The organism is Stenotrophomonas sp. YJH_SMC_79, assembly GCF_059367995.1.
Map to the genome: position 1 here is coordinate 28,875 of NZ_JCAFRK010000007.1, position 24,598 is coordinate 53,472.

The following is a 24,598-nucleotide window of genomic DNA, read 5'->3' on the forward strand; positions in this document are numbered from 1 at the left end:
GGACACGCCGTAAACCCGTCCATGGGGGCTCGATGGCGCCATCCATGGCGCCAACGGTCCTGCAAACCCACACCGCCCCGCCTTCGACAGTTTCCCGCGATCCGCAGTAGATCCACGCCATGCGTGGATGGGGTTGCTCAGTTGCAGTTGACCTTCGGCGCCAGCGCCCTGGTCCAGATCGCATACCCGGCCGGGGTCATGTGCAGCATGTCCTCGCGGAACAGCTTCGCATCCGGCTGGCCATCCGCGCCCAGCATCGGCGTGTAGATGTCGGTGAAACCGGTGTTGGGCAGCTTGGCCAGGGCGGCCTTGATCAGCGAGTTGGCCTCGTTGATCGCCGGCAGCAGGTGCGCGCGCGACGGGCTCGGCTTGATCGACAGGTACTCGACCCTGGTCGTCGGCAGGTCGCGGTGCACGCGCTGCACGAAGGCGACCACGTCATCGCGCACCTGGGTCGCGCTGCGGCCGCTGTTGAGGTCGTTGTCACCGGCGTAGAAGAACACCTTGCACGGCGCATACGGCACCACGATCTGGCCGGCATACCAGGTGCTGTCACGCACTTCCGAACCGCCGAAACCGCGGTTGAATACCGGCTGGCCGGGGAAGTCGGTGGCCAGGCTCTCCCAGAAGCGGATGGAGGAGCTGCCGATGAACTCGATGCCGCCCCGTGGCGGCGGGTTGGCCTGGTCGGCGCTGGCGAAGTGGGCCATGTCGCCGGCCCAGGCCACGTTGGAGACCTGCTCGGGCACGCGCGGCGGCTTGGCCGGGCTCAGCGCCTGGGCCAGGGGGGCGGCGGTCAGCAGGCCCAGCATCAGCAGGCAGGTACGGCGGTGGGACATCAGGCGCTCCAGCGGGGAAGGGGAAAGCCATCATAGAAGCTGGGGCGGCCCGGGGCTTGCCCCTGGCAGTCCATTCACCGGGCCGGTGCCGGGATGCGGCTGGCGGCCTTGTGGCAAAATGGCAGCCATCTGCCTATCCCTGTGCACCCATGATTCCCTGCCGTGCGTCTGAGCGGTCGCTGCGCCGCGCCCCTGTTGCTGGATGTTCCCCCCGTGGCTGATCAGTTCGGCCATCTGCCCCGCGGCCCGCGCCGCATCTTCCAGGCCGCCCGCTGGTCCTGGCAGGGCCTGCGCGCCGCCTGGCTGCACGAATCGTCGTTCCGGCTGGAGGTCTACCTGCTGATCCTGCTGGCCCCGGTCGCGATCTGGCTGGGGCAGACCCCGGTCGAGCGCGCGCTGCTGATCGGCTCGATGCTGCTGGTGCTGGCGATGGAACTGGCCAACTCGGCCATCGAAGCGGTGATCGAACGTTACGGCAGCGAGATCCACGAGCTGGCCGGCCGCGCCAAGGACATGGGCTCGGCGGCGGTCTTCGTGCTGATGATGAACGTGCTTCTGTGCTGGGCGCTGGTCGTGGTCCCGCATGCAATGGCCGGCATTTACGGCTGATCCCCATTCCCCCTTGTTGAAGACTTCCCATGTCCCTTGAGTTTCTTGCCGATCCGAATGTCTGGTTGACCCTGTTCACGCTGAGCGCGCTGGAAATCGTGCTTGGCATCGACAACCTGGTGTTCATCTCCATCGCCGTCAGCAAGCTGCCAGAGCACCGCCGCCCGTTCGCGCGTCGGCTCGGCATCGCAGTGGCCTGTATCACCCGTATCGGCCTGCTGGTATCGCTGGCGTACCTGGCGCACATGCAGGCGAACCTGTTCACCGTAGCCGGCATGGGCATTTCCATCCGCGACCTGGTGCTGATCGTTGGTGGCCTGTTCCTGATCATCAAGGGTTGGATGGAGATCAAGGAAATGATCACCGGTGGCGAGGATGAAGATCCGAGCACGACCAAGACCTCGGCCGTGTTCGGCTACGTGATCGCGCAGATCGCGGTCATCGACATCGTGTTCTCGCTGGACTCGGTGATCACCGCGGTCGGCATCGCTGACCACGTGCCGGTGATGGTCGCCGCGATCCTGCTGTCGGTGGCGGTGATGCTGCTGGCCGCCAACCCGCTGGGCCGCTTCATCGACGCCAACCCGACCGTGAAGATGCTGGCGCTGGCCTTCATCCTGCTGATCGGTGCGGTGCTGATCCTGGATGGCCTGGACGTGCACATTCCCAAGCCTTACATCTACGCCGCCATGGGCTTCTCGGTGCTGGTGGAGTGGCTGAACCTGCTGATGCGCCGCCGCGCACGCGAACACCACGTGCCGGGTGCCGGCGACTGGTAAGCGCGCCGCTGGCGTGTGAGTCCCTCAGAACCCCCGGCCTGGCCGGGGGTTCTGCGTTGTGGGGGCCCGGCTCTGCTACGGCGCTGCGGTTTTTGCACCTGTAGCGGGGTTCTGGCCTCCACTTGTGAACCAGGATCAACAGTGTTTTCCCGGGGCGAGGCTTAATCCGCTACAGCAAAGCGCGCAGGCTACGCACTCCCGATTCCCACCCCCAGGAAACCCTCCCATGAATTCCAGAGCCGCCTTGCTGGCGCTTGCCGTCGGCGCCTTCGCCATCGGAACCACCGAGTTTGCGCCGATGGGACTGTTGCCGGTCATCGCCGACGGCGTGGGCGTGGGCATTCCCACCGCCGGCATGCTGATCACCGCCTACGCCGTGGGCGTGATGCTGGGTGCCCCGGTGATGACCCTGCTGATGGGACGGTTCGGCAAGCGCACCGCGCTGATGCTGCTGATGTCGATCTTCGTGGTGGGCAACCTGCTCTCGGCACTGGCCCCAAACTACGGCCTGCTGTTGCTGTCGCGCCTGGTCACCAGCCTCAATCACGGTGCCTTCTTCGGCATCGGTGCGGTGGTCGCCGCCAGCCTGGTACCAAAGGAAAAGCAGGCCGCCGCCGTGGCGACCATGTTCATGGGCCTGACCATCGCCAACATCGGTGGCGTGCCGCTGGCCACCTGGGTCGGCCAGCAGCTGGGCTGGCGCTTGTCTTTCGCTGGCACGGCAGTGCTGGGCGTGGTGGCGATCACCGCGCTGGGCCTGGCCCTGCCGGCATCGGCACCGGGCCCGCGTCCGGACGTGCGCGGCGAGATGAAGGCCATCCTGCAGCCCCAGGTACTGCTGGCGATGGGCACCACGGTGCTCGGCGCGGGTGCGATGTTCACCCTCTACACCTACGTGGCGCCGGTGCTGACCGAACTGACCGGTGCCTCCAACGCCTTCATCGCGATGTCGCTGGCGCTGATTGGTATCGGCTTCACGTTCGGCAATGGCATCGGTGGGCGCATGGCCGACTGGTCGCTGGACGGTGCCACGCGCATCCTGCTGGCAGTCCTGGCCCTGCTGATGTTCATGTTGCCGCTGGCCTTCATGAGCCACGCCACCGCGGCGCTCGGTGTGCTGCTGTTCGGCGCGGCGACGTTCGCCATCGTGCCGCCGCTGCAGATCCGGGTGATGGAAGCGGCCAGCGAAGCGCCGGGGCTGGCGTCGTCGATCAACGTGGGTGCGTTCAACCTGGGCAATGCCGTAGGCGCGGCGCTGGGTGGTGCGGTGATCAGCTCGGGGCTGGGCTACGCCGCGATTCCGGTGGCCGGTGGCCTGCTGGCGGCGGCGGGGTTGCTGCTGGCATGGTTGGGGCGTCCTCGCACTGCGGTGGCCGAGGCTTGCTGAGTGATGTGGGGTTCCGGCAGGGCTTGCAGCCCTGCACCCGCTGCAATCAACGTCAACGGCAAAAGCCTGCATTCCGTGAGTTGGCGGGGTGGGTCCGGTTGAGGGGGACGCTGCAAGTACGTCCATGTAAGCTCGGTCGCCGCATCCATGCGGCTCACGCCCCCTCAACCGGACCCACCCCGCCTTCGACAGATTGCCGCGATCGGTCGGAACGGCGCTCTGCTCTGGTAGGTGTCGACCTTGGTCGACACGAATGCCTGAAGAACCGGCTTTTGCTTTTGATTTTTCTTTTGATCTTCCCGCGGTGCGCAGGAAATTGTCCGTGGCCGGGAGGGTGGGTTGGCTGGGGGCGTGAGCGCCATGGGCCCGAGGCATGCCACGGGCGGGTTGGGCAGGATGCCCAACCCCGGTCTTGCCGTGTGCGCAGGACAGCGCACACGAGTAAGCGCGACCGAGCCTACATGGACGTATTCACGGCGTCCCCCAGCCAACCCACCCTCCCGGCCAACCCCGATATCCAGCAAACACAACACCGCGGAGGGGGCGGCGCCCGATGGCCGGTCTTTCACCCGAACCATGGCATGCTCGGTGCCCAGTCCACCCGGAACCTCCGCCATGCGCCTGTTCACCCGTGTCCTGCCCCTGATGCTGCTGGCCTCCCTGCTCTCCGGCTGCGGCTACAACGCCATCCAGCAGAAGGATGAAGCGGTCAAGGCCAGCTGGTCGGAGGTCATCAACCAGTACAAGCGCCGCGCCGACCTGGTGCCCAACCTGGTGCAGACCGTGAAGGGCTTCGCCAGCCAGGAAGAGCGCGTGCTGACCGAAGTCACCAACGCCCGTTCGCGTGTCGGCCAGATCAACGTCAATGCCGATGACGAAGCCTCGCTCAAGCAGTTCCAGCAGGCCCAGGGCGAACTTGGCAGCGCGCTGTCGCGGCTGCTGGTGGTCACCGAGAACTACCCGGAGCTGAAGTCCAACCAGAACTTCCGCGACCTGCAGGCGCAGCTGGAAGGTACCGAGAACCGGGTCACCGTCGCCCGCGGCCGCTACATCCAGCAGGTGCAGGACTACAACACCTACATCCGCTCGTTCCCGCAGGTGATCACCGCCAAGCTCTTCGGTTACAAGACCAAGCCGAACTTCACCGTGGACAACGAAGCACAGATTTCCAACGCGCCGGCGGTCGATTTCGGCAACGCGCCGCAGCAGCCGGCACCGCAGCCGGGCCACTGACCGATGCGCCTGGCCACTGCGCTGCTGGCCCTGCTGCTGTGGCTGCCGCTGGCCGCGCAGGCACAGCAGCTGGCGCCGGTTCCTGCGCTGGATTCGCCGGTGGTCGATACCACCGGCACGCTGGATGCCACGCAGAAGCAGGCGCTGGTGCAGCAGGCGATCGAACTGCAGCAGCGCAAGGGCAGCCAGTTGCAGGTGCTGGTGGTGCCCACCACCCAGCCGGAAGACATCGCGCAGTACACCACGCGGGTCTTCGACCAGTGGCAGATCGGCCGCAAGGGTGTGGATGACGGGCTGCTGCTGGTGGTGGCCAAGGACGACCGGCGCGTGCGCATCGAGCCGGGCTACGGCCTGGAAGGCGCAATTCCCGATGCCATCGCCAACCGCGTCATCCAGGAATACCTGGTGCCGCGCTTCCGCAGCGGCGACTACGCCGGTGGCATCACCGACGCCACGGCGGTGCTGGTCAAGCTGATCGACGGCGAAACGCTGCCGGCACCGGTCAGTGGCCATCGCGGGCGTGAGCCCAGCGGTGGCGGCGATACCTGGTTCCTGGCGCTGTTCATCGGCGTGTTCGCCGGCAGCATCCTGCGCGGCGTGTTCTCGCGGGTGCCGCGACCGCTGCGTGGCCTGCTCGGCGGTGCTGGTGCAGCACTGGCGGCGTTCCTGTTCACGTCCACGCTGCTGGCCAGTGGCCTGGCAGGCGTCGTGGGCCTGATCGTTGCCATGCTCTCCGGTCACCCGGGCCGCTTTGCCGGAGGCGGCGGCTGGGGCGGTGGCAGCTGGGGCGGCGGAGGCGGCTTCGGTGGCGGTGGTGGATTCGGCGGCGGCGGTTGGGGCGGTGGTGGTGGCCGCTCCGGCGGTGGCGGTGCTTCGGGGGGCTGGTGATGATCCAACGACTGTGTCGTCATGTGTTTTCACCGTCGGTACGGCGCGCGTTCCCGCCGGCCACGCTGCAGGCGATCACCGAGGCCATCGCGGCCGGTGAGCAGCGCCACGGTGGGCAGGTGATGTTCGCGGTGGAAGCGGACCTGCCGCTGGCGGCGCTGTGGCACAAGGTCACACCGCGCCAGGCTGCCGAACATGCCTTTGCCCGCCTGCGCGCCTGGGATACCACCCACAACAATGGTGTACTGATCTACCTCCTGTTGGCTGACCACGCCATCGAGATCGTTGCCGACCGTGGCCTGCAGGGTCGGGTCAGCCCGGCGCAGTGGCAGCGGGTCTGCACCCACCTGCGCGAGGGCCTGCGCGGGCCCAATCCGGTGGAAGCGCTGCAGGATGCCATCGACGAGGTCTCGAGCCTGATCGAAGGGCACTTTCCGGCCTCGACGCGGTCGAACGATGACGCGTTGCCGAACTCGCCCCAGCTCCTTGGTTGAGCCGGGGCGGCACTGGCCCGAGAATAGGCGTTCAACCGCAAGGCACCTTCCATGATCTATTTCCACGACATCGACCCCATCGCCCTCTCGCTGGGGCCGATCAAGGTGCATTGGTACGGCATCATGTACCTGCTGGGCTTCACCGCGGCCTGGCTGCTGGGCCGCAAGCGCATCGCCGCCGGCCGCCTGCCGGGCGTGGACGCCAATGGTTTCTCCGACCTGCTGTTCTACGCCATGCTCGGCGTGGTGCTGGGCGGGCGCATCGGCTACATGCTGTTCTACGCGCTGGGCGATTTCCTGCACAACCCGCTGCTGCTGTTCAAGGTGTGGGATGGCGGCATGAGTTTCCACGGCGGCCTGCTGGGCGTGATTGCCGCCTGCTGGTGGTGGTCGCGCAAGCACAAGCTGCATTTCTTCGACACCATGGATTTCATGGCGCCGCTGGTGCCGCTGGGCCTGGGCTTCGGACGCATCGGCAACTTCATCGGCGCCGAGCTGTGGGGCAAGTACACCGACGGCAGCTGGGGCGTGGTGTTCCCGTCCGGCCTGCCGGCACCGCTGAACCAGCTCGACCACGCCACCTTGCAGGCGCAGTTCGCCACCGGCGCGCTGAACCAGTTCGCGCGCCATCCGTCGCAGCTGTATGAAGCCTTCCTGGAAGGCCTGGTGATGTTCGTGGTGCTGTGGACGGTGTCGGCCAAGCCGCGCCATCGCTATCTGGTGGGTGGCCTGTTCGCGCTGCTGTACGGCCTGTTCCGTTTCGCGGTGGAGTTCGTGCGCATGCCCGACAATGGCGTCTACGTGGCCTTCGACTGGCTGACCCGTGGCCAGATCCTCAGCCTGCCGTTGATCGTCTTCGGCCTGGTGCTGCTGGTGATGTCGCGCCGCGCGCCGGTACTGCAGCCGCAGCTGCCGGTGGCTGCCGAGGGCAAGGCATGAAGGCTTACCTGGACCTGCTCTCGCACGTGCTGGAACACGGCGCCGAGAAAAGCGACCGCACCGGTACCGGCACCCGCAGCGTGTTCGGCTGGCAGATGCGTTTCAACCTGGCCGACGGCTTCCCGCTGGTCACCACCAAGAAACTGCACCTGCGTTCGATCATCCACGAACTGCTGTGGTTCCTGAAGGGCGACACCAACATCGGCTACCTGAAGGACAACCAGGTACGCATCTGGGACGAGTGGGCCGACGAGAACGGCGATCTCGGCCCGGTGTACGGCAAGCAGTGGCGCAGCTGGGCCACCGCCGATGGTCGCGAGATCGACCAGATGCAGTGGCTGGTGAACGAGATCAAGCGCAACCCCGATTCGCGCCGGTTGGTAGTCAGCGCCTGGAACGTGGGCGAGCTCTCGCAGATGGCGCTGATGCCGTGCCACAACCTGTTCCAGTTCTACGTGGTGGACGGCAAGCTCAGCTGCCAGCTGTACCAGCGCAGCGGCGACATTTTCCTCGGCGTGCCGTTCAACATTGCCAGCTATGCGCTGCTGACCCATATGGTGGCGCAGGCCACCGGCCTGGGTGTGGGCGATTTCGTCCACACGCTGGGCGACGCGCACCTGTATTCGAACCACTTCGAGCAGGCCCGCGAGCAGCTGTCGCGTGAACCGCGCGCGCTGCCGAAGCTGTGGTTGAACCCGGAGGTGACCGACCTGTTCGGCTTCCAGTTCGACGATATCCGCATTGATGGGTATGACCCGCACCCGGCGATCAAGGCGCCGGTGGCGGTATGAGTGCGATGAAGCTCTCGATGATCGTGGCGCTGGACCGCAACCGTGGCATCGGCCAGGGCAATGCCATGCCCTGGCACCTGCCGGACGACTTCAAGCACTTCAAGGCGCTCACCCTGGGCAAGCCGATCCTGATGGGGCGCAAGACCGCCGAGTCGATCGGCCGCGTGCTGCCGGGGCGGACCAACCTGGTGCTGACCCGCAGCGGCCAGGTGCCATTCGAGGGCATGCGCGCGGTGGCGTCGCTGGACGAAGCGAAGTCGATTGCCGAAGGCGAGGGCGCCAGCGAGCTGTGCATCATCGGTGGTGGCGAGATCTTCCGTCAGCTGCTCGACCAGGCCAGTGATCTGTACCTGACCTGGGTGGATGCCGAAGTCCCGGCCGATACCCACTTCCCCGAGGTGGATGCGCAGGACTGGCAGGAAGTGAGCAGCGAGCCACACCCGGCCGATGCGCGCCACGCGTATGCGTTCCGCTTCGTGCACTACGTGCGCCGCTGAGGGCGGTTTCCTGCAGAGCCGAGCCATGCTCGGCTGCTGTTGGTGGACACATGGCGTAGCCGAGCATGGCTCGGCTCTACAGAACCGGCCGTTGCAACGTTCAGGGCATCCGGTAATGCCCGATGATGGCGTGCTGGAACAGCAGGTTCTCTTCGCGCGTGCCGCGCGCGATGTTGTGCAGCACCAGCGGCGTGCCGTCGGCCAGGTAGCGGTCGGAGACGATGCCCACATGCAGCAGGCCGTTGCCGTTGAGCTTCCAGGCAACGATGTCGCCGGCTGCGTAGTCGGCGGCGGCGGCGGTGATCGGCTGCTGCCACCCCTGCCGTTCAAACCAGCGCATCAGGTTCGGCACGCGGCGATGATCGATGTTGCGATCCGGCCGTGACAGGCCCCAGATCGCCGGATAGGCACTGAAGTTGCCGCGCATGTCTTCATGCACGCGCGCCTGCAGGTCCAGGCCCTGGCTGCGCAGGGCGCGCACCACTACGTCGGTGCACACGCCGCGATCAACCGGGACGTCTCCGCCGGGATAGGCCAGCACCTGATAGGCAGGGTCGTAGCGGGTGGTGACACCGATCTGCGCGCGCGCTGCAGCCACCAGTGGCGGCGATGGCGCCTGCGGTTGCGATGGCGTGTGGTCGGCGTTTCCGCCACCGCTGGGGGCAGGGGCCGAAGTGGGCTGGCAGCCGCTGGCCAGGGCCAGCGTCAGCAGCACCATCCATGGTGCCCAGCCGCGCCGCGTCATGCCTGCGGCGGGGGACTGTTGTTGCCGGGGCCCGCAGAGCCACCACCACTACCGCCACCACGGCGGCGGCGACGGCGCGGGCCGCGGTTGCCCGGGTTGGCGGCCGGAGCGTTGCCGCCGCCCTGTTCCTTGCCCTGCGCCGGTGCAGCCGGGCGCTCGTGCGCCGGCCGCGCTGGCGGGCGGGCGTTGGGCACAGGGGCGGGTACATCGCGGCCCGGCACCTGCACCACGCGCAGTTCATCGGTATCGAGCTGGATCGCGGTGAGCTTGCCGCCCCACACCGCGCCAGTGTCGATGGCGTGCACGCCCTGGGTGATGGTCAGGCCCAGCGCCGACCAGTGGCCGCAGACGACCTTGAGGTCACGCTCGACCCGGCCCGGCACCTCGAACCAGGGGTACAGCCCCTGTTCCTGCGTGCCCGGCGTGCCCTTGTCCTCGATGCCGATGCGCCCGCGCGGGGTGCAGTAGCGCATGCGGGTGAGCACGTTGATGATCGCGCGCGAGCGGTCGTAGCCGGACAGGTTCGGTGCCCAGCTCGGCTTGTCGCCGTACATGTTGCGGAACAGCTTGCGGTAGCCGGCGCCGTGCAGCTGTGCCTCGACTTCGGCCGCGTGCTTCTCGGCCATCTGCGTGGTCCACTTCGGCGCCAGGCCGGCGTGCACCATCATCCAGCCCAGCTCGCGGTCCACGTGCACCAGCTTCTGCAGGCGCAGCCAGTCCAGCAGTTCGTCGCGGTCCTCGGCCTGCACGATGCGCAGCAGGTCCGGGTTGACCTTGCGCTGTTCCTCTTCGGTGCGCGCACCGACGGCCAGCAGCGAAAGGTCGTGGTTGCCCAGCACCACCACGCTGTGCTCGCGCAGCGAGTGGACCAACCGCAGTGTTTCCAGTGACTGGCCACCGCGGTTGACCAGGTCGCCGCAGAACCACAGGGTGTCCTGCGCCGGGTCGAAGCGGATCTTCTCCAGCAGTCGCTGGGTGACGTCATAGCAGCCCTGCAGGTCGCCGATCGCCCACACACTCATCGTTCGGCCTCCGTGTCAGTGCAGGGTACGCGGGATGGCCAGCACGAAAGGTGCGACCGGCGCGGCAAATTCGGTGCCGTCGTCGGCGACCATGTCGTAGTGGCCCTGCATGGTCCCGTGATCGGTCCCCAGCATGACACCGGACGTGTAATGGAAGTCTTCACCGGGACGCAGGCGCGGCTGCTCGCCGATCACCCCGTCGCCATCGACATGCTCGACGCGGCCGTTGGCATCGGTGATGCGCCAGTGGCGTGCGACCAGGCGCGCGGCAACACGTCCCTGGTTGTGGATGCGGATCGTGTAGGCGAACGCATAGCGCCCGTCTTCCGGCGCGGATTGATCGTCGAGGAAGCGCGGTGCGACTTCGACGGAGATGGCATAAACGTCAGCGTCTTCCATACCGGCAGTGTAATCAGGAGGCATTGGCCAAAGCGATGAATTCGGCCACGTCCAGCTGTTCGGCGCGGGCATCGGGACGCACGCCGGCGGCAACGAACTGTTCGGCGGACACCACGTTGTTCAGGGCGTTGCGCAGGGTCTTGCGGCGCTGCCCGAAGGCGGCCTTGACCACCTCGGCGAAACGCTTGTGGTCGTTGATGTTGATCGTGGCCGGGTCACGCGGCACCAGCCGCACCACGGCCGAATCGACCTTCGGCGGCGGCCGGAATGCGCCCGGCGGCACCACGAACAGCGAGGTCACCTGGCAGTAGGCCTGCAGCATCACGCTGAGCCGGCCGTACACCTTGCTGCCGGGGCCGGCCGCCATGCGGTCGACCACTTCCTTCTGCAGCATGAAATGCATGTCGCGGATCACCGCGGCGTGCTCCAGTGCATGGAACAGGATCGGCGAGGAGATGTTGTAGGGCAGGTTGCCGACCAGGCGGATCGGCTGGCCATCGGCCAGCTCGGTGAAGTCCACCCGCAGCACGTCGCGGTGGACGATGGTCAGTTCGCCCAGCGGTTCGGCGGCGGCGGTCAGCGGCGCGATCAGATCGCGGTCGAACTCGATCACCGTCAGCTTCGGATGCACGCGCAGCAGCGGCAGGGTGATCGCGCCCTGGCCGGGGCCGATCTCGACCAGCCGGTCGCCGTCTTTCGGGTTGACCGCCATCACGATCTTGTCGATGTAGTGGCGGTCGGCCAGGAAATGCTGGCCAAGCTGCTTCTTGGCCGGGGCGGTGAACACCGGGCCGGAGGGGGAATGCGGGGAATTCATGCGCTCAGTGTACGTTGCCGCGCAAGCTGCGCACACAGCGTTGTTGCCGCCTGCAGGCTGGAAGGATCGGCAATGCCGCGGCCGGCAAGGTCCAGCGCGGTGCCATGGTCCACCGCCACGCGCGGGTAGGGCAGGCCCAGGGTCAGGTTCACTGCCTGCTCGAAGCCGGAATACTTCAGTACCGGCAGGCCCTGGTCGTGGTACATCGCCAGCACGGTGTCGAAGCCGGCCAGCTTGGCCGGCAGGAACGCGGTATCGGCCGGCAGTGGCCCGATCAGGTCCATGCCCTCCGCGCGCAGGCGCTGCATCAGGGGAATGATCAGGTCCAGCTCTTCGCGGCCCAGGTGGCCGTCTTCGCCGGCGTGCGGGTTCAGGCCGAGCACGGCGATGCGGGGTGCTGGCAGGCCGAATTCGCGCCGCAGTGCGGCATGCAGGGTGCGCAGGGTGTGTTCCAGGCGGGGCGCGGTGATCGCGTCGGCCACTTCGCGCAACGGCAGGTGGGTGGTGGCCAGGGCCACGCGCACGATGGGGTTGGCCAGCATCATCACCACCTTCACGCCGGCCTGGTCGGCCAGCAGTTCGGTGGTGCCGCTGTAGGCGATGCCGCCTTCGTTGATGACCGCCTTGTGCACCGGGCCGGTGACCACGCCGTGCAGTTCGCCGGACAGGCAGGCCTGGCCGGCACCCAGCAGGGCGCCGATGACCGCCCCGGCATTGGCCGGGTTGGCCTGGCCGAAGTGGCTCTGGGCGGCATTGGCCACAACGCGCACACGCAGATCGCCGGGGACGCGTGCTTCGGCGTCCTCGGGCAGCAGTTGCAGGGGCAGGTTCAGCGCGGCCGCAGCCGCGCGCAGGGTATCCGGGTCGGCGAAGGCCAGCAGCCGGCAATCTTCACGCGGCTGCTGGACGAGGCGGACACACAGCTCCGGGCCGATCCCGGCGGGCTCGCCCGGTACCAGAGCGAGCTCGGGGCGCATCGATCAGGACTGCGGCGGCGTGGCGGTGTTTTCCGCACGGTCACCGCTGCGGAAGCTGACGTAGGCTTCGCCACGCAGTTCCTGCAGGAAGCGGTTGTACTCGTCTTCCAGCTTGCGGCGGCCAATGGTCTCGCGGACCTGGGCACGCTGGTTGTCGTTGGTCACGTCGGTCTGGCGAGTGGCCACGCGCTGCAGGATGTGCCAACCGGCATCGGTGCGGAACGGCTGGCTGACGCCGCCGTCCTGGATACCGGCCACCTGCTGGCCAAAGGCCGGACCGAATGCATCGGCCGGGAACCAGCCCAGATCGCCGCCCTGGCCCTTGCTGTTGTTGTCCTCGGAGGACTCCTTGGCCACGGTCTCGAAGTCCGCGCCGCCAGCGATGCGGGCACGCAGGGTATCGATCTTGGCTTTGGCGGCCGCGTCGGTCTGATGATCGTCCACGCGCACCAGGATGTGGCGACCGTGGTACTCGGTGACGGTGCTGGCGCCGGCAGCGGCACTGGCATCGCGCACTTCCACCAGCTTCAGCAGCTGGAAGCCGCTGGGGCCGCGGATGGGGCCGACCACTTCGCCGGGCTTCATCTTTTCCATCATCTGCGCGAACGCCTGCGGGATCTCATCCAGGCTGCGCCAGCCCAGGTCGCCGCCTTCCAGCGCGTTGGGGCTGTCCGAATAGCGCACGGCGGCCGCGTTGAAGTCCAGTTCGCCCTTGTCCAGCAGCGCCTTCACACCGTCGGCCTTCTTCTGGCCGGTGGCGATCTGGTCGGCGTTGGCGCCGTCCGGCAGCGCGACCAGGATGTGTGCCAGGTGATACTGGTTGCCGGCAGTGGCCTGCTGCTTCAGCGCGGCATCGACCTCGCCCTCGCTGACGCTGATGCGGCTCTGCGCGAAGCTCTGGCGCAGGCGCTGCACGGTGATCTCATCACGCACCGAGGCGCGGAAATCGTTGAAATCGATGCCGTCGTGCGCCAGGCGCTGGCGCAGGGCATCCAGGTTCGAACCGTTCTGCTGGGCGATGGAGTTCATCGCCTGGTTCAGCTCCTGGTCGCCGACACGGATGCCGCTGCCCTGGGCGCGGGCCACCTGCAGCTTGACCAGCACCAGGCGCTCGAGCACCTGGCGGCTGAGCACGTCTTCCGGCGGCAGCTGGTTTTCCCGGCCGGCGTACTGCGCCTTGATGTTGGCGATCGCACGCTGGAGTTCGCTCTGCAGGATCACGTCCTCATCGACGACGGCGGCGATGCGGTCGAGCGGCTGCGCCTCCTGGGCAAGCACCTGCAGGGGGGCGGACACGCTGGACACCGCCAGCAGCGAGGCGAGTAGAACGGGGAAGCGCTTGGTCATGGGATCAGATTCGGATCGTAGTCATCGCGGGTCGCTCCGGTGTTGCTGGGCGGCACGAGATAGAGGTCGTCGCGGTTGTAGCCGAGGATAGCACGGCGCAGAGTGCGGTCCGTGTCCTGGCCGATGGAGCTCAGGCCCTTCAGGACGAACTCCACCTGGATGGAGTTGTTCATCTCGCCTTCGCGATTGCGGACATAGCGGCGGCCGACCACACGCACGGCCAGGCAGCAGCTGTCCCACTGGACGCCGCCGATGATTTCCAGCGGCTCCTTGTCCTGCAGCGAGTAGTAATAGCGGCCGACCAGGCTCCAGCGCGCATTCAGCGGGTACAGGAACGACAGGTCGGCCTGCTCCAGCAGGGTGCGGTCATGCTTGTTGGCACCCGGCAGGGCACCGGCATTGATGCGGTAGCGGTAGCTCAGATTGACCACGCCGTCGTTGGGCATCAGGTAGCGGGCACGGACGCTGGCCAGATCCTCGCGCTTGTACTTCGGGTCCCACTGGTAGGTGGCGCCCAGGGTCCAGCGGTCGTTGATCATGTAGTTGCCGTCGGCGATCCAGGCCGACTTGCCCTTTTCCACCGGCTCACCGCCGGGGGTGACGGTCACCCGCGACTCATCGAAGTACTGGATCTGGCCGATCGAGGCCGAGAAGCGCTCCTTGCCGGTGCTCTGGTCGATGAAGCGGGTGCTCAGCGCCAGGGTCAGCTGGTTGGCATCGTTCTGGCGGTCGGCGCCGGTATAGCGCGAATCGCGGAACAGCTGGCCCCAGCTGAAGGTGAAGTCACGCGTATCGAAGATCGGCAGCTCGTCCTGGTTGCGGTACGGCGCGCGCAGGTAGAACAGGCGCGGCTCCAGGGTCTGCAGGAACGACTTGCCGCCGATGCGGGTCTCGCGGTCGAAGAACAGACCGGCGTCAATGCTGCCGATCGGCAGGCTGCGGCTGGGCGAGGTATTGCCGCGCAGCTGCTCGGGCGTGGCCGTGGCCGGGTCGATGCCCTGCGAGCGCAGGATCTGGGCCTGGATGCCGTTGACCCCGTCGACCAGGCCGCGATCCAGCTGGTAGGCGGTGTAGCGGTAGGCCAGGGTCGGGGTCACATACCAGGCTGCGCCGCTGATCGGGAACGACACATACGGCTTCACGTCCAGTCGCGAACCACCGCTGACACCAACGCCGGAGGTGAGCTGTTGGCCCGTCCGCGTGTACTGCAGATCCTCGCCGGTGCCGACGGCGTTCTTGAAGTTGATGTCGTCGTGGGTGAAGCGCACGGCTTCGGCGTAGATGCCGGTTTCCAGCCATGAGCGGACCGGCTTGTCCCAGTTGAAGTACAGGCGCGGCTGGCGGTTGTAGGGCAGGGCGCGCTCGTCGAGGGTGTAGTCGGTCAGCTGCCAGCGGTCGGCCATGATGCCGGCCGTCCAGTTCGTGCCGGTGCCATACAGGCCCACCGTGCTTTGCAGGTTGGAGGCGGTCACCCCCACCAGGCGGTTGGCGAAATCCTCGACATAGCGCTCGTCGCTGACCCAGGCCAGGTTGGCACGGGCCTGCCAGTGGCTGTCCACGTTGTGGTAGCCGCTGAACATCACCCGGCCGCGGTCACGGTCGCGCAGGCGGTCGTTGGGCATGAACGAGGTCAACACCTCGCCGCGGCCGCCGTTGTAGAGGTAGCGGAACTCGTTGTCGAGCAGCAGGCCGCGCCGGCTCATGTAGCGCGGGGTCAGCGTGTCGTCGTAGTTCGGCGCCAGGTTGAAGTAGATCGGCTGGGCGTAGTCGAAGCCGTTGCGCCCGGACATGCCCAGCTGCGGGAACAGCAGGCCGGTCTTGCGGCGGTCATCGATCGGGAACTTGAAGTACGGCGCCCACAGCACCGGCACCTTGCCGATGCGCAGCACGGCGTTGCGCGCGGTGCCGAAGCCCTCGTCGTTGTCCACTTCGATCTGCGGTGCCGACAGCTTCCACACCGGCTGCGAGGGGTCGCAGGTGGTGTAGGTGGAGCGGTGCATCTGGCCGACCGCACCCTGCAGGTCGACCGATTCGGCATCGCCGTTGCCGCGGCGCGACACCAGCTGGTACTGGATGTCGGTGATCTTGTGGGTGTCGCTTTCCTGGTTGCCCTCGGCACGCTTGGCGACCATCCGGATCGACCCGTCCTGGTAGCGCACATTGCCGTCGGCGATGTAGTTGCCGGTCTCGGTATCGAAGCTCAGCTTGTCGGTACCGACGAACTGGTCGCCGCGGCGCAGCGCCACGTTGCCTTCGTACTGCGGCACGGTGGTGGTGCCCAGCAGCTGGTCACCCTCGATGTCGGTCGGCTGCTGCTCGCGCGCGGCGGCGGCGCTGGCCTTGTCCTGGCCGGGGACCGGGGTCGGGGCGTCGGTGAACGCGGGGATGACGTCGGTGGCCGGGCACAGGCCCCAGTTGAGCGGCTTTTCATCGGCCATCACCGGCAGGCTGATGGCGATGCTCAGAGGCAGGGGAAGCAGGCGGAGGGCTCGGCGCACGCGGTTCGGATTCGGGCGAAAACGGACGGTAGCTTGCCCCATCCCTTGCATAGGGGCAATGAAGGGCGCCGGAGGTTGCCGGTTCGGGTTCATCCGGCAGCGTTGCCGCCAGCCGCTGAGATCAGGGCCTGGACATGGGCCACACTGCACTCGGCCAGTGCCTGCAGGTCATAGCCGCCCTCCAGCATCGACACCACCCGGCCGGCCCCGTGGCGGCGTGCCAGCGCGTGCAGTTCACCGGTGATCCAGGCGAAATCCTCGGTCTCCAGCATCAGGTCGGCCTGCGGGTCGCGCAGGTGGGCGTCGAAGCCGGCCGAGATCAGCAACAGCTGCGGGCGGAAGTCGTCGATGGCCGGCAGCATCTCGTCGGCCCAGACGTTGCGGAAGCGGAAGCCCCCGCTGCCGGGGGGCAGCAGGATGTTCATCAGGTTGCCTGCGCCGCGGTCACGGCGCAGGCCGGAATTGGGGAACAGGCCGGCCTGGTGCGTGCTGTAGTACGAGACCCGGGCATCGTGCTGGAAGATGTCCTGGGTGCCGTTGCCGTGGTGCACGTCGAAATCGACCACCGCGATCCGCTCCAGGCCATGACGGTCGCGGGCATAGGCGGCGGCGATGGCGATGTTGTTGAGCAGGCAGAAGCCCATCGCCGTGCTGCTGGTGGCGTGGTGGCCGGGGGGGCGCACCGCGCAGAAGGCCAGCGGGTCGTCGCCCAGCATCACCGCATCGACTGCGGCCACGCCGGCACCGGCGGCGTGCACGGCAGCGCTGGCCGAGCCGGGCGAGGTCCAGGTGTCCATGTCCAGCTGGCGCAGCGGCACGGTCTGCGGCTGCAGCACGAAGTCCAGCAGGGCGCTGTCATGGACCCGGGTCAGCTCGCCGAACTTGGCCGGCGGCGCCTCGCGCCATTCGAGCTGCCCAGGGAAGGCCGCATGCAGCGCATCGAGTACGTGCTGCAGGCGTTGCGGGCACTCCGGGTGGCCGGGGCCGGGGTCGTGCAGCAGGCAGGACGGATGGGTGTAGACCAGCATCGTGCCGACTCAGCGCTGGCGCTGCTGCGGTTGCCACAGCGCCTCGCCCTGGCCGTCGGCACGGGCCAGCACCCGGGCCAGCACGAACAGCAGGTCCGACAGCCGGTTGAGGTATTGCAGCGCCTCGCTGCGCACGGCTTCGTGGCGGGCCAGGGTGACCGTCTCGCGCTCGGCGCGGCGGACAATGGTGCGCGCCAGATGGCAGCGCGCTGCCGCCTCGCCCCCGGCCGGCAGGATGAACTCCTTCAGCATCGGCAGGCCGGCGTTGTAGTGGTCCAGCTGCTGTTCCAGTGCCGAGACATCGGCGGCGTGGATCGCGGCGTGGCCGGGGATGCACAGCTCGGCACCCAGGTCGAACAGCTGGTGCTGCAGGTGCACGACCAGTGCGCGTACGTCCTCCGGCAACGGTACCGCCAGCAGCAGGCCGAGCGCGGCGTTGGCTTCGTCGACGGTGCCGTAGGACGCCACCCGGGCGTCATCCTTGGCCACGCGCTGGCCGTCACCGAGGCCGGTACTGCCGTCGTCGCCGGTGCGGGTGTAGATGCGCGAGAGGCGATGACCCATGGCGTGGCTCAGTGCCGGATGTCGCGGCGTGCCTGCTGGAGCTTCAGCACCTGCTCCACGGCCAGCTGCAGCGCGGCGGCCAGCGCCACGTAGATGGCGGTGGTACGCAGGTAGGGGCCGAACCACTGCGCGTAGTTCTGCGCCCAGCCGGCCAGGGTCGGCTCGGCCACGTTGCGGCTGCTCCAGTAGAAACCGCCCTGCGCCAGCAGGTGGCAGACCGCCACCGACGCGACCAGCAGCAGCGCGCCCTTGGCCAGCACCGGCCAGCGCGCGGTCTGGTAGTTGCGGCCCAGCAGCATGCCGCCGGCCCACAGCGAGAAGTACGCCGGCAGCAGCAGCCAGTAACCCGGCGACACGCAGTAGTGCTGCCAGAAATCCAGGCCGCTGCTGCGGATCACGATCCAGTCGACCAGCACCGCGAACACCATCAGCAGCGGGAACGCCCAGCGCGTCCAGCGCGCCAGGTAGAAGCCACCGATGAAGAACACCGCCCACGAGGCATCGGGGATTGCCGCGAAGTGGTTGACCCGGGTCGCTGCCAGCACCAGAACGAGCACGGACAGGACGAAGGCGCGGTTGGCAGTGTCGGACATGGAGGCGGGCCCGGAGCGGATTCAGGTTTCATTCTAGCCCGCCGCGCGGGTTGGCGCAGGTGCCGCCCGTTCGGCGTACAGTCGGGGCGAGCGCGTATCATGAACACATGAGTGAACGACATGACGTGCTGATTGTCGGTGGTGGCCTGGTGGGCGCCAGCCTGGCCATTGCCCTGGACCGCCTCGGCCGCGACGTGGGCCTGCTCGAGGCCAGCCCCGCCGGCGAGCTGCCGGCGGTGTTCGACCAGCGCAACCTCAGTTTCGCCGCAGCCACCGTCAATGCGCTGACCGCGCTGGGGGTGATGCAGAAACTGACGATGGCGCCGGGCCCCATCCGGCGCATCCACGTCAGCCGCGCCGGCGATTTCGGCCGTGTGCAGCTGGAAGCGGCCGATTATGACCGGCCGTGGTTCGGCCAGGTGGTGGTCGCCCGCGACTTCGGCCAAGCGCTGGAAGCGCGCCTGCAGGAGCTGCCGCGGCTGCACCGTTACCGGCCGATGCGGTTCCTGGGCCTGGGCGAGGTGGTCGGCGGCTACCGCCAGGTGCGGGTCGCCGACGAGGCCGGCGAGCGCGTATTGCTGGCACGGCTGGTGGTGGGTGCCGACGGTACGACCAGTGGCGTGCGCGGTGCACTGGGCATCGAGGTCGACCGCCATGATTTCCAGCAGACCCTGTTCGTGGCCCGCGTGCGCAGCCAGCGCGCGCCGGATGGCACCGCGTGGGAGCGGTTCACCGATACCGGCCCGACCGCGCTGCTGCCGCGTGGCGATCGCCACTTCGGCACCGTGCATGGCGTGGCACGGGACCAGGCCGATGCGGTGATGGCGCTGGACGATACGGCGTGGCTGCAACGCCTGCAGAGCGCGATCGGCTGGCGTGCCGGCCGCCTGCTCGAATCTGGCCCGCGTAGCGCCTACCCGCTCATCCAGGTGCTGGCGCGTGCGCTGGCCGGTGAACGCACGGTGCTGCTCGGCAATGCCGCGCAGACCATCCACCCGTTGGGTGCGCAGGGCTTCAACCTGGGCCTGCGCGATGCGCTGACCCTGGCCGAACTGCTGGAAGATTCCATCGATGATGCCGGCAGTGACGCACTGCTGCAGGCCTATGTCGCGCGCCGCGAGGAGGACCGCCGGCAGACCGTGGCGTTTTCCGGAGGGCTGGCGCGCCTGACCAGCAATCCGGCGCCGCTGATGCGGCCGCTGCGCAGTCTCGGCCTGGTGGCCGCACAACGTGCCTCGGTACAGTCGATGCTGGTCGGTGGCGCGATGGGCTTCCGTGGCGAAGTGCCGCGGCTGTGCCGTGGAGAATCGGCATGAGCCGGCGTGCGCGCCTGGACGTGGCCATCGTCGGCGGTGGCGTGGTCGGTGCCGCCTGCGCGCTGGCGTTGGCCGATGCCGGTTTGTCGGTTGCGCTGGTGGAAGGTCGTGAGCCCGCGCCGTGGCAGGCCGCACAGCCCGACCTGCGCGTGTTCGCCTTCGCCGCTGACAACGTACAGCTGTTGAACCGCCTCGGCGTATGGCAGGCGATCGCGCAGGCCCGCGCCTGGCCCTACCGGCGCATGCAGGTGTGGGACGCGGCCGGTGGCGAGGATCTGCTGTTCGACGCCGATCGCTTCGGTCGTCGTGAGCTGGGCTACATCGTCGAGAACGGACTGCTGCAGGACCGCCTGTGGGCGGCGCTGCCCGCGGCGGGCGTGCAGCTGCATTGCCCGGCACGGGTGGAAGCGCTGGAGCAGGACGAGGACGGCGTGCGCCTGCGCCTGGACGACGGTCGTCGCCTCGAAGCGTCGTTGGCGGTGGCCGCCGACGGTGCCGAATCGACCCTGCGCCAGCTGGCCGGGATCGAGGTGGAAAAGCATGACTACCACCAGCGTGGCGTGGTGGCCTATGTCGACAGTGAACTGCCGAACCAGGCCACGGCCTGGCAGCGCTTCCTGCCGACCGGACCGTTGGCGTTGCTGCCGGTGGCCGAGCGCCGCAGCTCGATTGTCTGGACCCTGCCCGAGGACGAGGCTGCGCGCGTGTTGGCCTTGGACGAGGATGCGTTCAACCGCGAACTGACCCGCGCCTTTGCGGCGCGGCTGGGTGACCTGCGGCTGGCCTCACCGCGTGCGGCGTTCCCGCTGCGCCGCCAGCTGGCACGCCATTACGTGGCCGGCCGTGTGCTGGCATTGGGGGATGCAGCGCATGTGGTGCATCCGCTTGCCGGGCAGGGCGTGAACCTGGGCCTGCGCGATGTGGCTGCTCTGCAGCAGTGGCTGGCGCCGTCGGCCGAACGCCGCGGCCAGCCGCGCCTGTCGCCGCAGCGCCTGCAGCGCTGGGCGCGCGAACGCCGTAGCGACAACCAGATCGCCGCCTACAGCTTTGACGCGATCAACCGCCTGTTCTCCAACGACGAAATGCACCTGACCCTGGCCCGCGGCCGCGCGCTGGGCTGCGTCGGCAAATGGCCGCCGCTGGTGCAGGCGTTCTGGAAGCGCGCCGCCGGCGTCTGACGCAAAAAGGGGACGGAGGGGATTAAGTCGTATGTGCACATACGACTTAATCCCCTCCGTCCCCATTTTCAATCAACCAGCCAACCGGCCAGGTCGGCACGATCCAGCTTGCCGCGACGCTTCACGTCCAACGCATTGAACTCATCGGCCAGCGCCGGATTCGCCTGCGCTTCCTCGCGGCTGATGAAACCATCGCCGTTCACATCCAGCGCAGCGAAGTGGATGCGGTACTGGCCGACCACGCTGCTCGGTTCCAGCGAACGTACGGTCACCTGTGCCTCGCCAGCCGGCTGTGCAATCTCGACGCTGCCGCTGACCCGGCCGGCATCCAGCGGTTGCTGGCGGATCGCGCCGCCGGTCGGGCCCAGCGGCTGGCTCTGTGCAGGGGTGTGCGGCAGCTGCTGGGCCATCGCCGTTGTACTCAGCAGCAGGACGGCCAGCAGTGCAATCGAACGACCTTGCATGGGTTCTTCCTCCTTGGTAGCGCCAGGCCATGCCCGGCGGACACCGCAGCGTCAGCGCAGCGGCGAGGCCAGTACCGTGATCTCCTCACGGTCGTGGTACAGCTGCTTGGCGCGTACCACCAGCGGCTTGCCGGCCTGGTCCTGGAACAGGTCCAGGCACAAGCGGGTTTCGTCCCAGCGCTTTTTCATCGGCAGCTTCAGATTGAAGATCGCATGCCTGCACCAGCCTTCGCGGAACCAGGTGGCCATGCGTTCGGCCACGCGGCGCGGCTGCTCGACCATGTCGCAGACCATCCAGTCCAGCGGCTGCTCCGGGTGCCAGTGGAAGCCATCGGCGCGCAGGTGCTCGACCAGGCCGGTGTCCAGCACGTGCTGGCGCAGCGGGCCGTTGTCGATGCTCAGCACGTGCATGTGCTGGCGGGTCAGCACCCAGGTCCAGCCGCCGGGTGCGGCGCCGAGGTCGGCCGCGCGCATGCCGGGCTTGGCCAGCGCTTCGCGTTCTTCCGGCGTCAGCAGGGTCAGCAGCGCTTCGTCCAGCTTCAGTGCCGAACGCGAGGGCGCTTCGGGCAGCAGCTTCAGGCGCGGGATGCCCAATGCCCACGGCGCGCTGTCGGCCGGGTCGGCCACGCAGACGAAGGCGTGGGTGCCGTCGACGAACACCACGTGCAGGCGCGGCAGGCGATTGTTTGGCTTGTCAGTGAGCGTGCCGGCCTTGCGCAGCGCCGGGCGCAGTGCATTGCCGAAGGCACGGGCCAGCCCGGACAGCGGCTTGCCGGCGTCCGAATCGGGGTGCTCCACCCACAGGTCACCGAAGCGCGGCGCATCGGCCAGCACCTCCAGCATCGGGGTGATCCGGTCAGCCGGGTCCAACTGCGGCAGCTCGGCCAGCACGACCAGCTTCTGCCGCGCGAAGATCAGCTCGCGCCAGCGCAGGCGCGGAGCCAGTGCCGCAGCTTCGTCGCACATGAAAAGCACATAGCCGTCATTGCGCTGGGTACGCGCATAACCGGCGAAACCGGCTTCGCCGGCACGGAACTGCAGCTCGCCGGCCAGCTCGGGCTCGAAGCCCTGCCGGCACAGGCACAGCAGGCCGATGCCGGTCTCAGTAACGGGCGCCATCGCTTTCCCCATAGGCACGCAGCACGCTGCGCGCGGCGTCGCGGTTCAGGCCCTGCACCACTTCGATGCCGCGCTTGTTGAGTTCACCCACCCAGTCGGCCGGCAGCGGGCCTTCATCGAACGGGGTCAGCTCTTCGACGTCGGCCGAGTTGGCACCGATCAGCAGGCGGTCGATGCCGGCCCACACGGTAGCGCCATAGCACTGGCAGCACGGCTGCGAACTGGTGGCCAGGGTGACCGGCGACAGCACCGCGTTCAGGCGCGGGGTCTGCAGGCGCTGCTGGGCCAGCATGTAGGCCATGTTCTCGGCGTGCGCCAGCGAGGTCGCATGCGGCATCACCCGGTTCACGCCGGCGGCGATGACCTTGTCGTCCGGTCCGAACACCACCGCGCCGAACGGGCCGCCACTGGCGTGCTCGACGTTCAGCCGCGACAGCTCGATCGCCAGCGCGACCTTGGCCTCATCGCCCGGATATCGACGATCCAGGTCGATCTGGTCGTGGATCCAGGCGGGAAGGGTCAGGTGGACTTGCGCGTACAGCATCGCGGGGGTGCCTCGTAGTGGAATGGAAGAAAGTGCGGTTGCTTGGGAAACCGGCGCGCAGTGTAGCTGCACCGGCCTGTATCGGGTGTGGCGGCGGGTCAGCCCGGCGAGCCGGTGCGGATCACCACGTACTGCTTGCGGAACTCCAGCCCGGCCTGCGGCCAGCTGGCCGCGTAGGCGCGCAGCAGGGGCAGGGCGGCGGCGAAGTCGTGGCCGTTGACCCGGCAATCGGCCTCGCACAGGCCACCGGCATCGCGCGAGGCGAACAGGCGGATGGCGAGGAACTGGCGCGCCTTCAGCAGCTCGTCGAAGGCGTCCATGCTGCGGGTGAACAGGCAGCAGGGGCAGGAGCCATGATCGTCTTCGCTGCAGGTGGAGGCATCCACTTCCTGTGCACGGTAGTGCGCCAACGGCCCCAGCACCACGGTGCGTTCGTGTTCCTCGCCATCGTCACCGGCCGGATAGGTCAGGCCCATCATCGGCAGGCCCTGTGCGCCGTCGGCGCCCACTGCAGTCTGCAGGGTCGCCAGGTCCACCCGCACCCAGGTCTGGAAGCCGGACTGCAGCGAGGTCCGTTCGTCGGCACCGTTGGCGTGCTGGTACTCGAACAGGCCATCAGCGAACAGGATGGGGTGCTGTGCCTCGATGACCGTGGACGTCTGCCAGCCGCCATTGTCGCGCGCGTGCGCGGCCATTGCGTGAGGGGTCAGGCGCAGTCCGCTTTCCAGCAGCAGTGCACCGCCGTCGACGCGGCAGGCGATGCCGGCGTCCTGCAGGACCTGCTGCAGCAGTGGGAGGAGCGCGGTGGAGGAGGTGGTCATGTCAGGCCTGTGGATGGATCGGGTGGGACATCCAGCCTGGGCCGGGTGTCAATGGTCGAGTGCGTCGCGCTCGGCGCGATAGCGCTGCGCGTCGGGCTGCTGCTGCGGATCGTTGCCGTGGTCGCGCAGCCAGGTTTCCAGCTCGCGGCGATAGTCCGCGCGGAAATCGGCATTGCCCGGGCTGAAGTGCAGCTTGCGCGCCGCCACCTCCACGCGCTCGCGCGCGCTGGCCCGGGCCTGGGCGATGCCATGCGGTGATTCGTTGGTGAGGATGACGAAGTTGCGCGGGAAGCCCGGCGTGTACTTCACCACGAACGGCTGGTCCTGCGCCGGGATGCGGATGGCGTTTTCCAGCGGCCACAACGAAGCGGTATTGGTGTGGAACACCACCTCCACATCGCGCCCTTCGGCAGTGCGCAGCACCGCTTCGTAGCGCCAGATGTACTGCTCGTTGAGCGTGGAATTGGTTTCCTCGGCCTTGACGATCACTGTTTCACCACGCTCGCCCACCACGTTGAGGAACGCGGCGTTGAGGAAGTGGCCGAGGAAGATGTTGAGCATCGCCAGCGGGAACACCACGATGGCGTAGCCCGGAAAGCGCCGCCACCACGAGACCAGGCCGGCCAGCACCATCGCCGAAAAGAACGTCAGCAGCGGATGCTGCGAGATGAACCAGAGCAGGGCGGAGAGGGCGGTGATCATGGTCGCGG

27 protein-coding genes are annotated in these 24,598 nt (G+C 67.9%); 11 read left to right on the forward strand and 16 right to left on the reverse strand.

All coding sequences use genetic code 11. From position 1 onward, the window contains the following. Positions 1-137: 137 nt before the first annotated feature. Entirely contained in the window at positions 138-839 is a 702-nt protein-coding gene (locus AC5P57_RS21060; RefSeq protein WP_142807277.1) for an SGNH/GDSL hydrolase family protein, read from the reverse strand. A 213-nt stretch (positions 840-1,052) separates the two neighbouring features. Between AC5P57_RS21060 and AC5P57_RS21065 the strand changes: the two genes are divergently transcribed. The 9 genes from AC5P57_RS21065 (at position 1,053) to AC5P57_RS21105 (ending at position 8,456) form a co-directional block, all read left to right on the forward strand. Continuing rightward, positions 1,053-1,448 carry a diacylglycerol kinase gene (locus tag AC5P57_RS21065; protein WP_262234578.1) on the forward strand — a complete coding sequence of 132 codons (396 nt, stop codon included), beginning with the start codon at positions 1,053-1,055 and terminating at the stop codon, positions 1,446-1,448. Between the two features lie 29 nt (positions 1,449-1,477). Beyond that, entirely contained in the window at positions 1,478-2,227 is a 750-nt protein-coding gene (locus tag AC5P57_RS21070; RefSeq protein ID WP_072167878.1) for a TerC family protein, read from the forward strand. A gap of 226 nt (positions 2,228-2,453) precedes the next feature. Then, positions 2,454-3,614 (forward strand): MFS transporter, encoded by a 1,161-nt coding sequence (locus AC5P57_RS21075; RefSeq protein WP_262234579.1) that lies wholly within the window; start codon positions 2,454-2,456, stop codon positions 3,612-3,614. Between the two features lie 615 nt (positions 3,615-4,229). Further along, positions 4,230-4,847: a LemA family protein gene (locus tag AC5P57_RS21080; RefSeq protein WP_142807279.1), complete on the forward strand. Its 618-nt coding sequence runs from the start codon at positions 4,230-4,232 to the stop codon at positions 4,845-4,847. A 3-nt stretch (positions 4,848-4,850) separates the two neighbouring features. Beyond that, a complete protein-coding gene (locus AC5P57_RS21085; protein ID WP_262234580.1) occupies positions 4,851-5,735 on the forward strand; it encodes a TPM domain-containing protein in 885 nt (294 codons plus the stop codon). After that, a complete protein-coding gene (locus AC5P57_RS21090; RefSeq protein ID WP_099552760.1) occupies positions 5,735-6,229 on the forward strand; it encodes a TPM domain-containing protein in 495 nt (164 codons plus the stop codon). Before AC5P57_RS21085 ends, AC5P57_RS21090 begins: the two co-directional genes overlap by 1 nt. Positions 6,230-6,280: 51 nt before the next feature. Further along, positions 6,281-7,168 carry a prolipoprotein diacylglyceryl transferase gene (gene lgt / locus AC5P57_RS21095; RefSeq protein WP_142807282.1) on the forward strand — a complete coding sequence of 296 codons (888 nt, stop codon included), beginning with the start codon at positions 6,281-6,283 and terminating at the stop codon, positions 7,166-7,168. Next, positions 7,165-7,959, forward strand: coding sequence for a thymidylate synthase (locus AC5P57_RS21100; RefSeq protein ID WP_262234581.1), 795 nt, complete (start codon positions 7,165-7,167; stop codon positions 7,957-7,959). The genes lgt and AC5P57_RS21100 overlap by 4 nt, the downstream gene beginning before the upstream one ends. 5 nt (positions 7,960-7,964) lie before the next feature. Next, positions 7,965-8,456 (forward strand): dihydrofolate reductase, encoded by a 492-nt coding sequence (locus tag AC5P57_RS21105; RefSeq protein ID WP_262234623.1) that lies wholly within the window; start codon positions 7,965-7,967, stop codon positions 8,454-8,456. Between the two features lie 100 nt (positions 8,457-8,556). On the opposite strand, the gene AC5P57_RS21110 is transcribed toward AC5P57_RS21105, so the two are convergent. The 10 genes from AC5P57_RS21110 to AC5P57_RS21155 form a co-directional block, all read right to left on the reverse strand. Next, entirely contained in the window at positions 8,557-9,201 is a 645-nt protein-coding gene (locus AC5P57_RS21110; protein WP_447386029.1) for a DUF1287 domain-containing protein, read from the reverse strand. Next, positions 9,198-10,223: a symmetrical bis(5'-nucleosyl)-tetraphosphatase gene (locus tag AC5P57_RS21115; protein WP_099552757.1), complete on the reverse strand. Its 1,026-nt coding sequence runs from the start codon at positions 10,221-10,223 to the stop codon at positions 9,198-9,200. Before AC5P57_RS21115 ends, AC5P57_RS21110 begins: the two co-directional genes overlap by 4 nt. Before the next feature lie 15 nt (positions 10,224-10,238). Next, positions 10,239-10,622, reverse strand: coding sequence for a Co2+/Mg2+ efflux facilitator ApaG/CorD (gene apaG, locus AC5P57_RS21120; protein WP_005412297.1), 384 nt, complete (start codon positions 10,620-10,622; stop codon positions 10,239-10,241). Between the two features lie 13 nt (positions 10,623-10,635). Then, positions 10,636-11,439 (reverse strand): 16S rRNA (adenine(1518)-N(6)/adenine(1519)-N(6))-dimethyltransferase RsmA, encoded by an 804-nt coding sequence (gene rsmA, locus AC5P57_RS21125; RefSeq protein ID WP_142807285.1) that lies wholly within the window; start codon positions 11,437-11,439, stop codon positions 10,636-10,638. Continuing rightward, positions 11,436-12,416: a 4-hydroxythreonine-4-phosphate dehydrogenase PdxA gene (pdxA, locus tag AC5P57_RS21130; RefSeq protein WP_262234585.1), complete on the reverse strand. Its 981-nt coding sequence runs from the start codon at positions 12,414-12,416 to the stop codon at positions 11,436-11,438. The genes rsmA and pdxA overlap by 4 nt, the downstream gene beginning before the upstream one ends. A gap of 3 nt (positions 12,417-12,419) precedes the next feature. Continuing rightward, on the reverse strand, positions 12,420-13,763 hold the full coding sequence (locus tag AC5P57_RS21135; RefSeq protein ID WP_099552754.1) for a peptidylprolyl isomerase: 1,344 nt from the start codon (positions 13,761-13,763) through the stop codon (positions 12,420-12,422). Then, the gene (gene lptD, locus AC5P57_RS21140; RefSeq protein WP_099552764.1) at positions 13,760-16,261 is read right to left on the reverse strand and encodes an LPS-assembly protein LptD; all 2,502 of its coding nucleotides are present in this window, start codon (positions 16,259-16,261) and stop codon (positions 13,760-13,762) included. The genes AC5P57_RS21135 and lptD overlap by 4 nt, the downstream gene beginning before the upstream one ends. Positions 16,262-16,350: 89 nt before the next feature. Beyond that, the gene (locus AC5P57_RS21145; protein WP_106550111.1) at positions 16,351-17,289 is read right to left on the reverse strand and encodes a histone deacetylase family protein; all 939 of its coding nucleotides are present in this window, start codon (positions 17,287-17,289) and stop codon (positions 16,351-16,353) included. 9 nt (positions 17,290-17,298) lie between these two features. Beyond that, positions 17,299-17,853: a cob(I)yrinic acid a,c-diamide adenosyltransferase gene (locus AC5P57_RS21150; RefSeq protein ID WP_262234589.1), complete on the reverse strand. Its 555-nt coding sequence runs from the start codon at positions 17,851-17,853 to the stop codon at positions 17,299-17,301. Between the two features lie 8 nt (positions 17,854-17,861). Next, positions 17,862-18,446, reverse strand: a complete 585-nt coding sequence (locus AC5P57_RS21155) for a hypothetical protein (RefSeq protein WP_049428818.1) — start codon at positions 18,444-18,446, stop codon at positions 17,862-17,864. Positions 18,447-18,553: 107 nt separating this feature from the next. On the opposite strand from AC5P57_RS21155, the gene ubiH reads away from it, so the two are divergent. Beyond that, complete coding sequence (gene ubiH, locus AC5P57_RS21160) at positions 18,554-19,762, forward strand: 2-octaprenyl-6-methoxyphenyl hydroxylase (protein WP_262234590.1); 1,209 nt, start codon at positions 18,554-18,556, stop codon at positions 19,760-19,762. Further along, positions 19,759-20,940, forward strand: a complete 1,182-nt coding sequence (locus AC5P57_RS21165) for a UbiH/UbiF family hydroxylase (RefSeq protein ID WP_142807289.1) — start codon at positions 19,759-19,761, stop codon at positions 20,938-20,940. The genes ubiH and AC5P57_RS21165 overlap by 4 nt, the downstream gene beginning before the upstream one ends. Positions 20,941-21,008: 68 nt before the next feature. On the opposite strand, the gene AC5P57_RS21170 is transcribed toward AC5P57_RS21165, so the two are convergent. The 5 genes from AC5P57_RS21170 to AC5P57_RS21190 all read right to left on the reverse strand — a co-directional run bounded on the left by AC5P57_RS21170 (position 21,009) and on the right by AC5P57_RS21190 (position 24,590). Then, positions 21,009-21,404 carry an EF-hand domain-containing protein gene (locus AC5P57_RS21170; protein ID WP_099552749.1) on the reverse strand — a complete coding sequence of 132 codons (396 nt, stop codon included), beginning with the start codon at positions 21,402-21,404 and terminating at the stop codon, positions 21,009-21,011. A 51-nt stretch (positions 21,405-21,455) separates the two neighbouring features. Continuing rightward, a complete protein-coding gene (rlmM, locus tag AC5P57_RS21175; protein ID WP_495219774.1) occupies positions 21,456-22,523 on the reverse strand; it encodes a 23S rRNA (cytidine(2498)-2'-O)-methyltransferase RlmM in 1,068 nt (355 codons plus the stop codon). Beyond that, complete coding sequence (locus tag AC5P57_RS21180; RefSeq protein ID WP_004154307.1) at positions 22,507-23,067, reverse strand: nucleoside deaminase; 561 nt, start codon at positions 23,065-23,067, stop codon at positions 22,507-22,509. The genes rlmM and AC5P57_RS21180 overlap by 17 nt, the downstream gene beginning before the upstream one ends. A 98-nt stretch (positions 23,068-23,165) precedes the next feature. Further along, entirely contained in the window at positions 23,166-23,888 is a 723-nt protein-coding gene (locus AC5P57_RS21185) for a DUF6348 family protein (RefSeq protein WP_262234592.1), read from the reverse strand. Positions 23,889-23,936: 48 nt separating this feature from the next. After that, the gene (locus AC5P57_RS21190; RefSeq protein ID WP_262234594.1) at positions 23,937-24,590 is read right to left on the reverse strand and encodes a hypothetical protein; all 654 of its coding nucleotides are present in this window, start codon (positions 24,588-24,590) and stop codon (positions 23,937-23,939) included. Positions 24,591-24,598 lie beyond the last annotated feature (8 nt).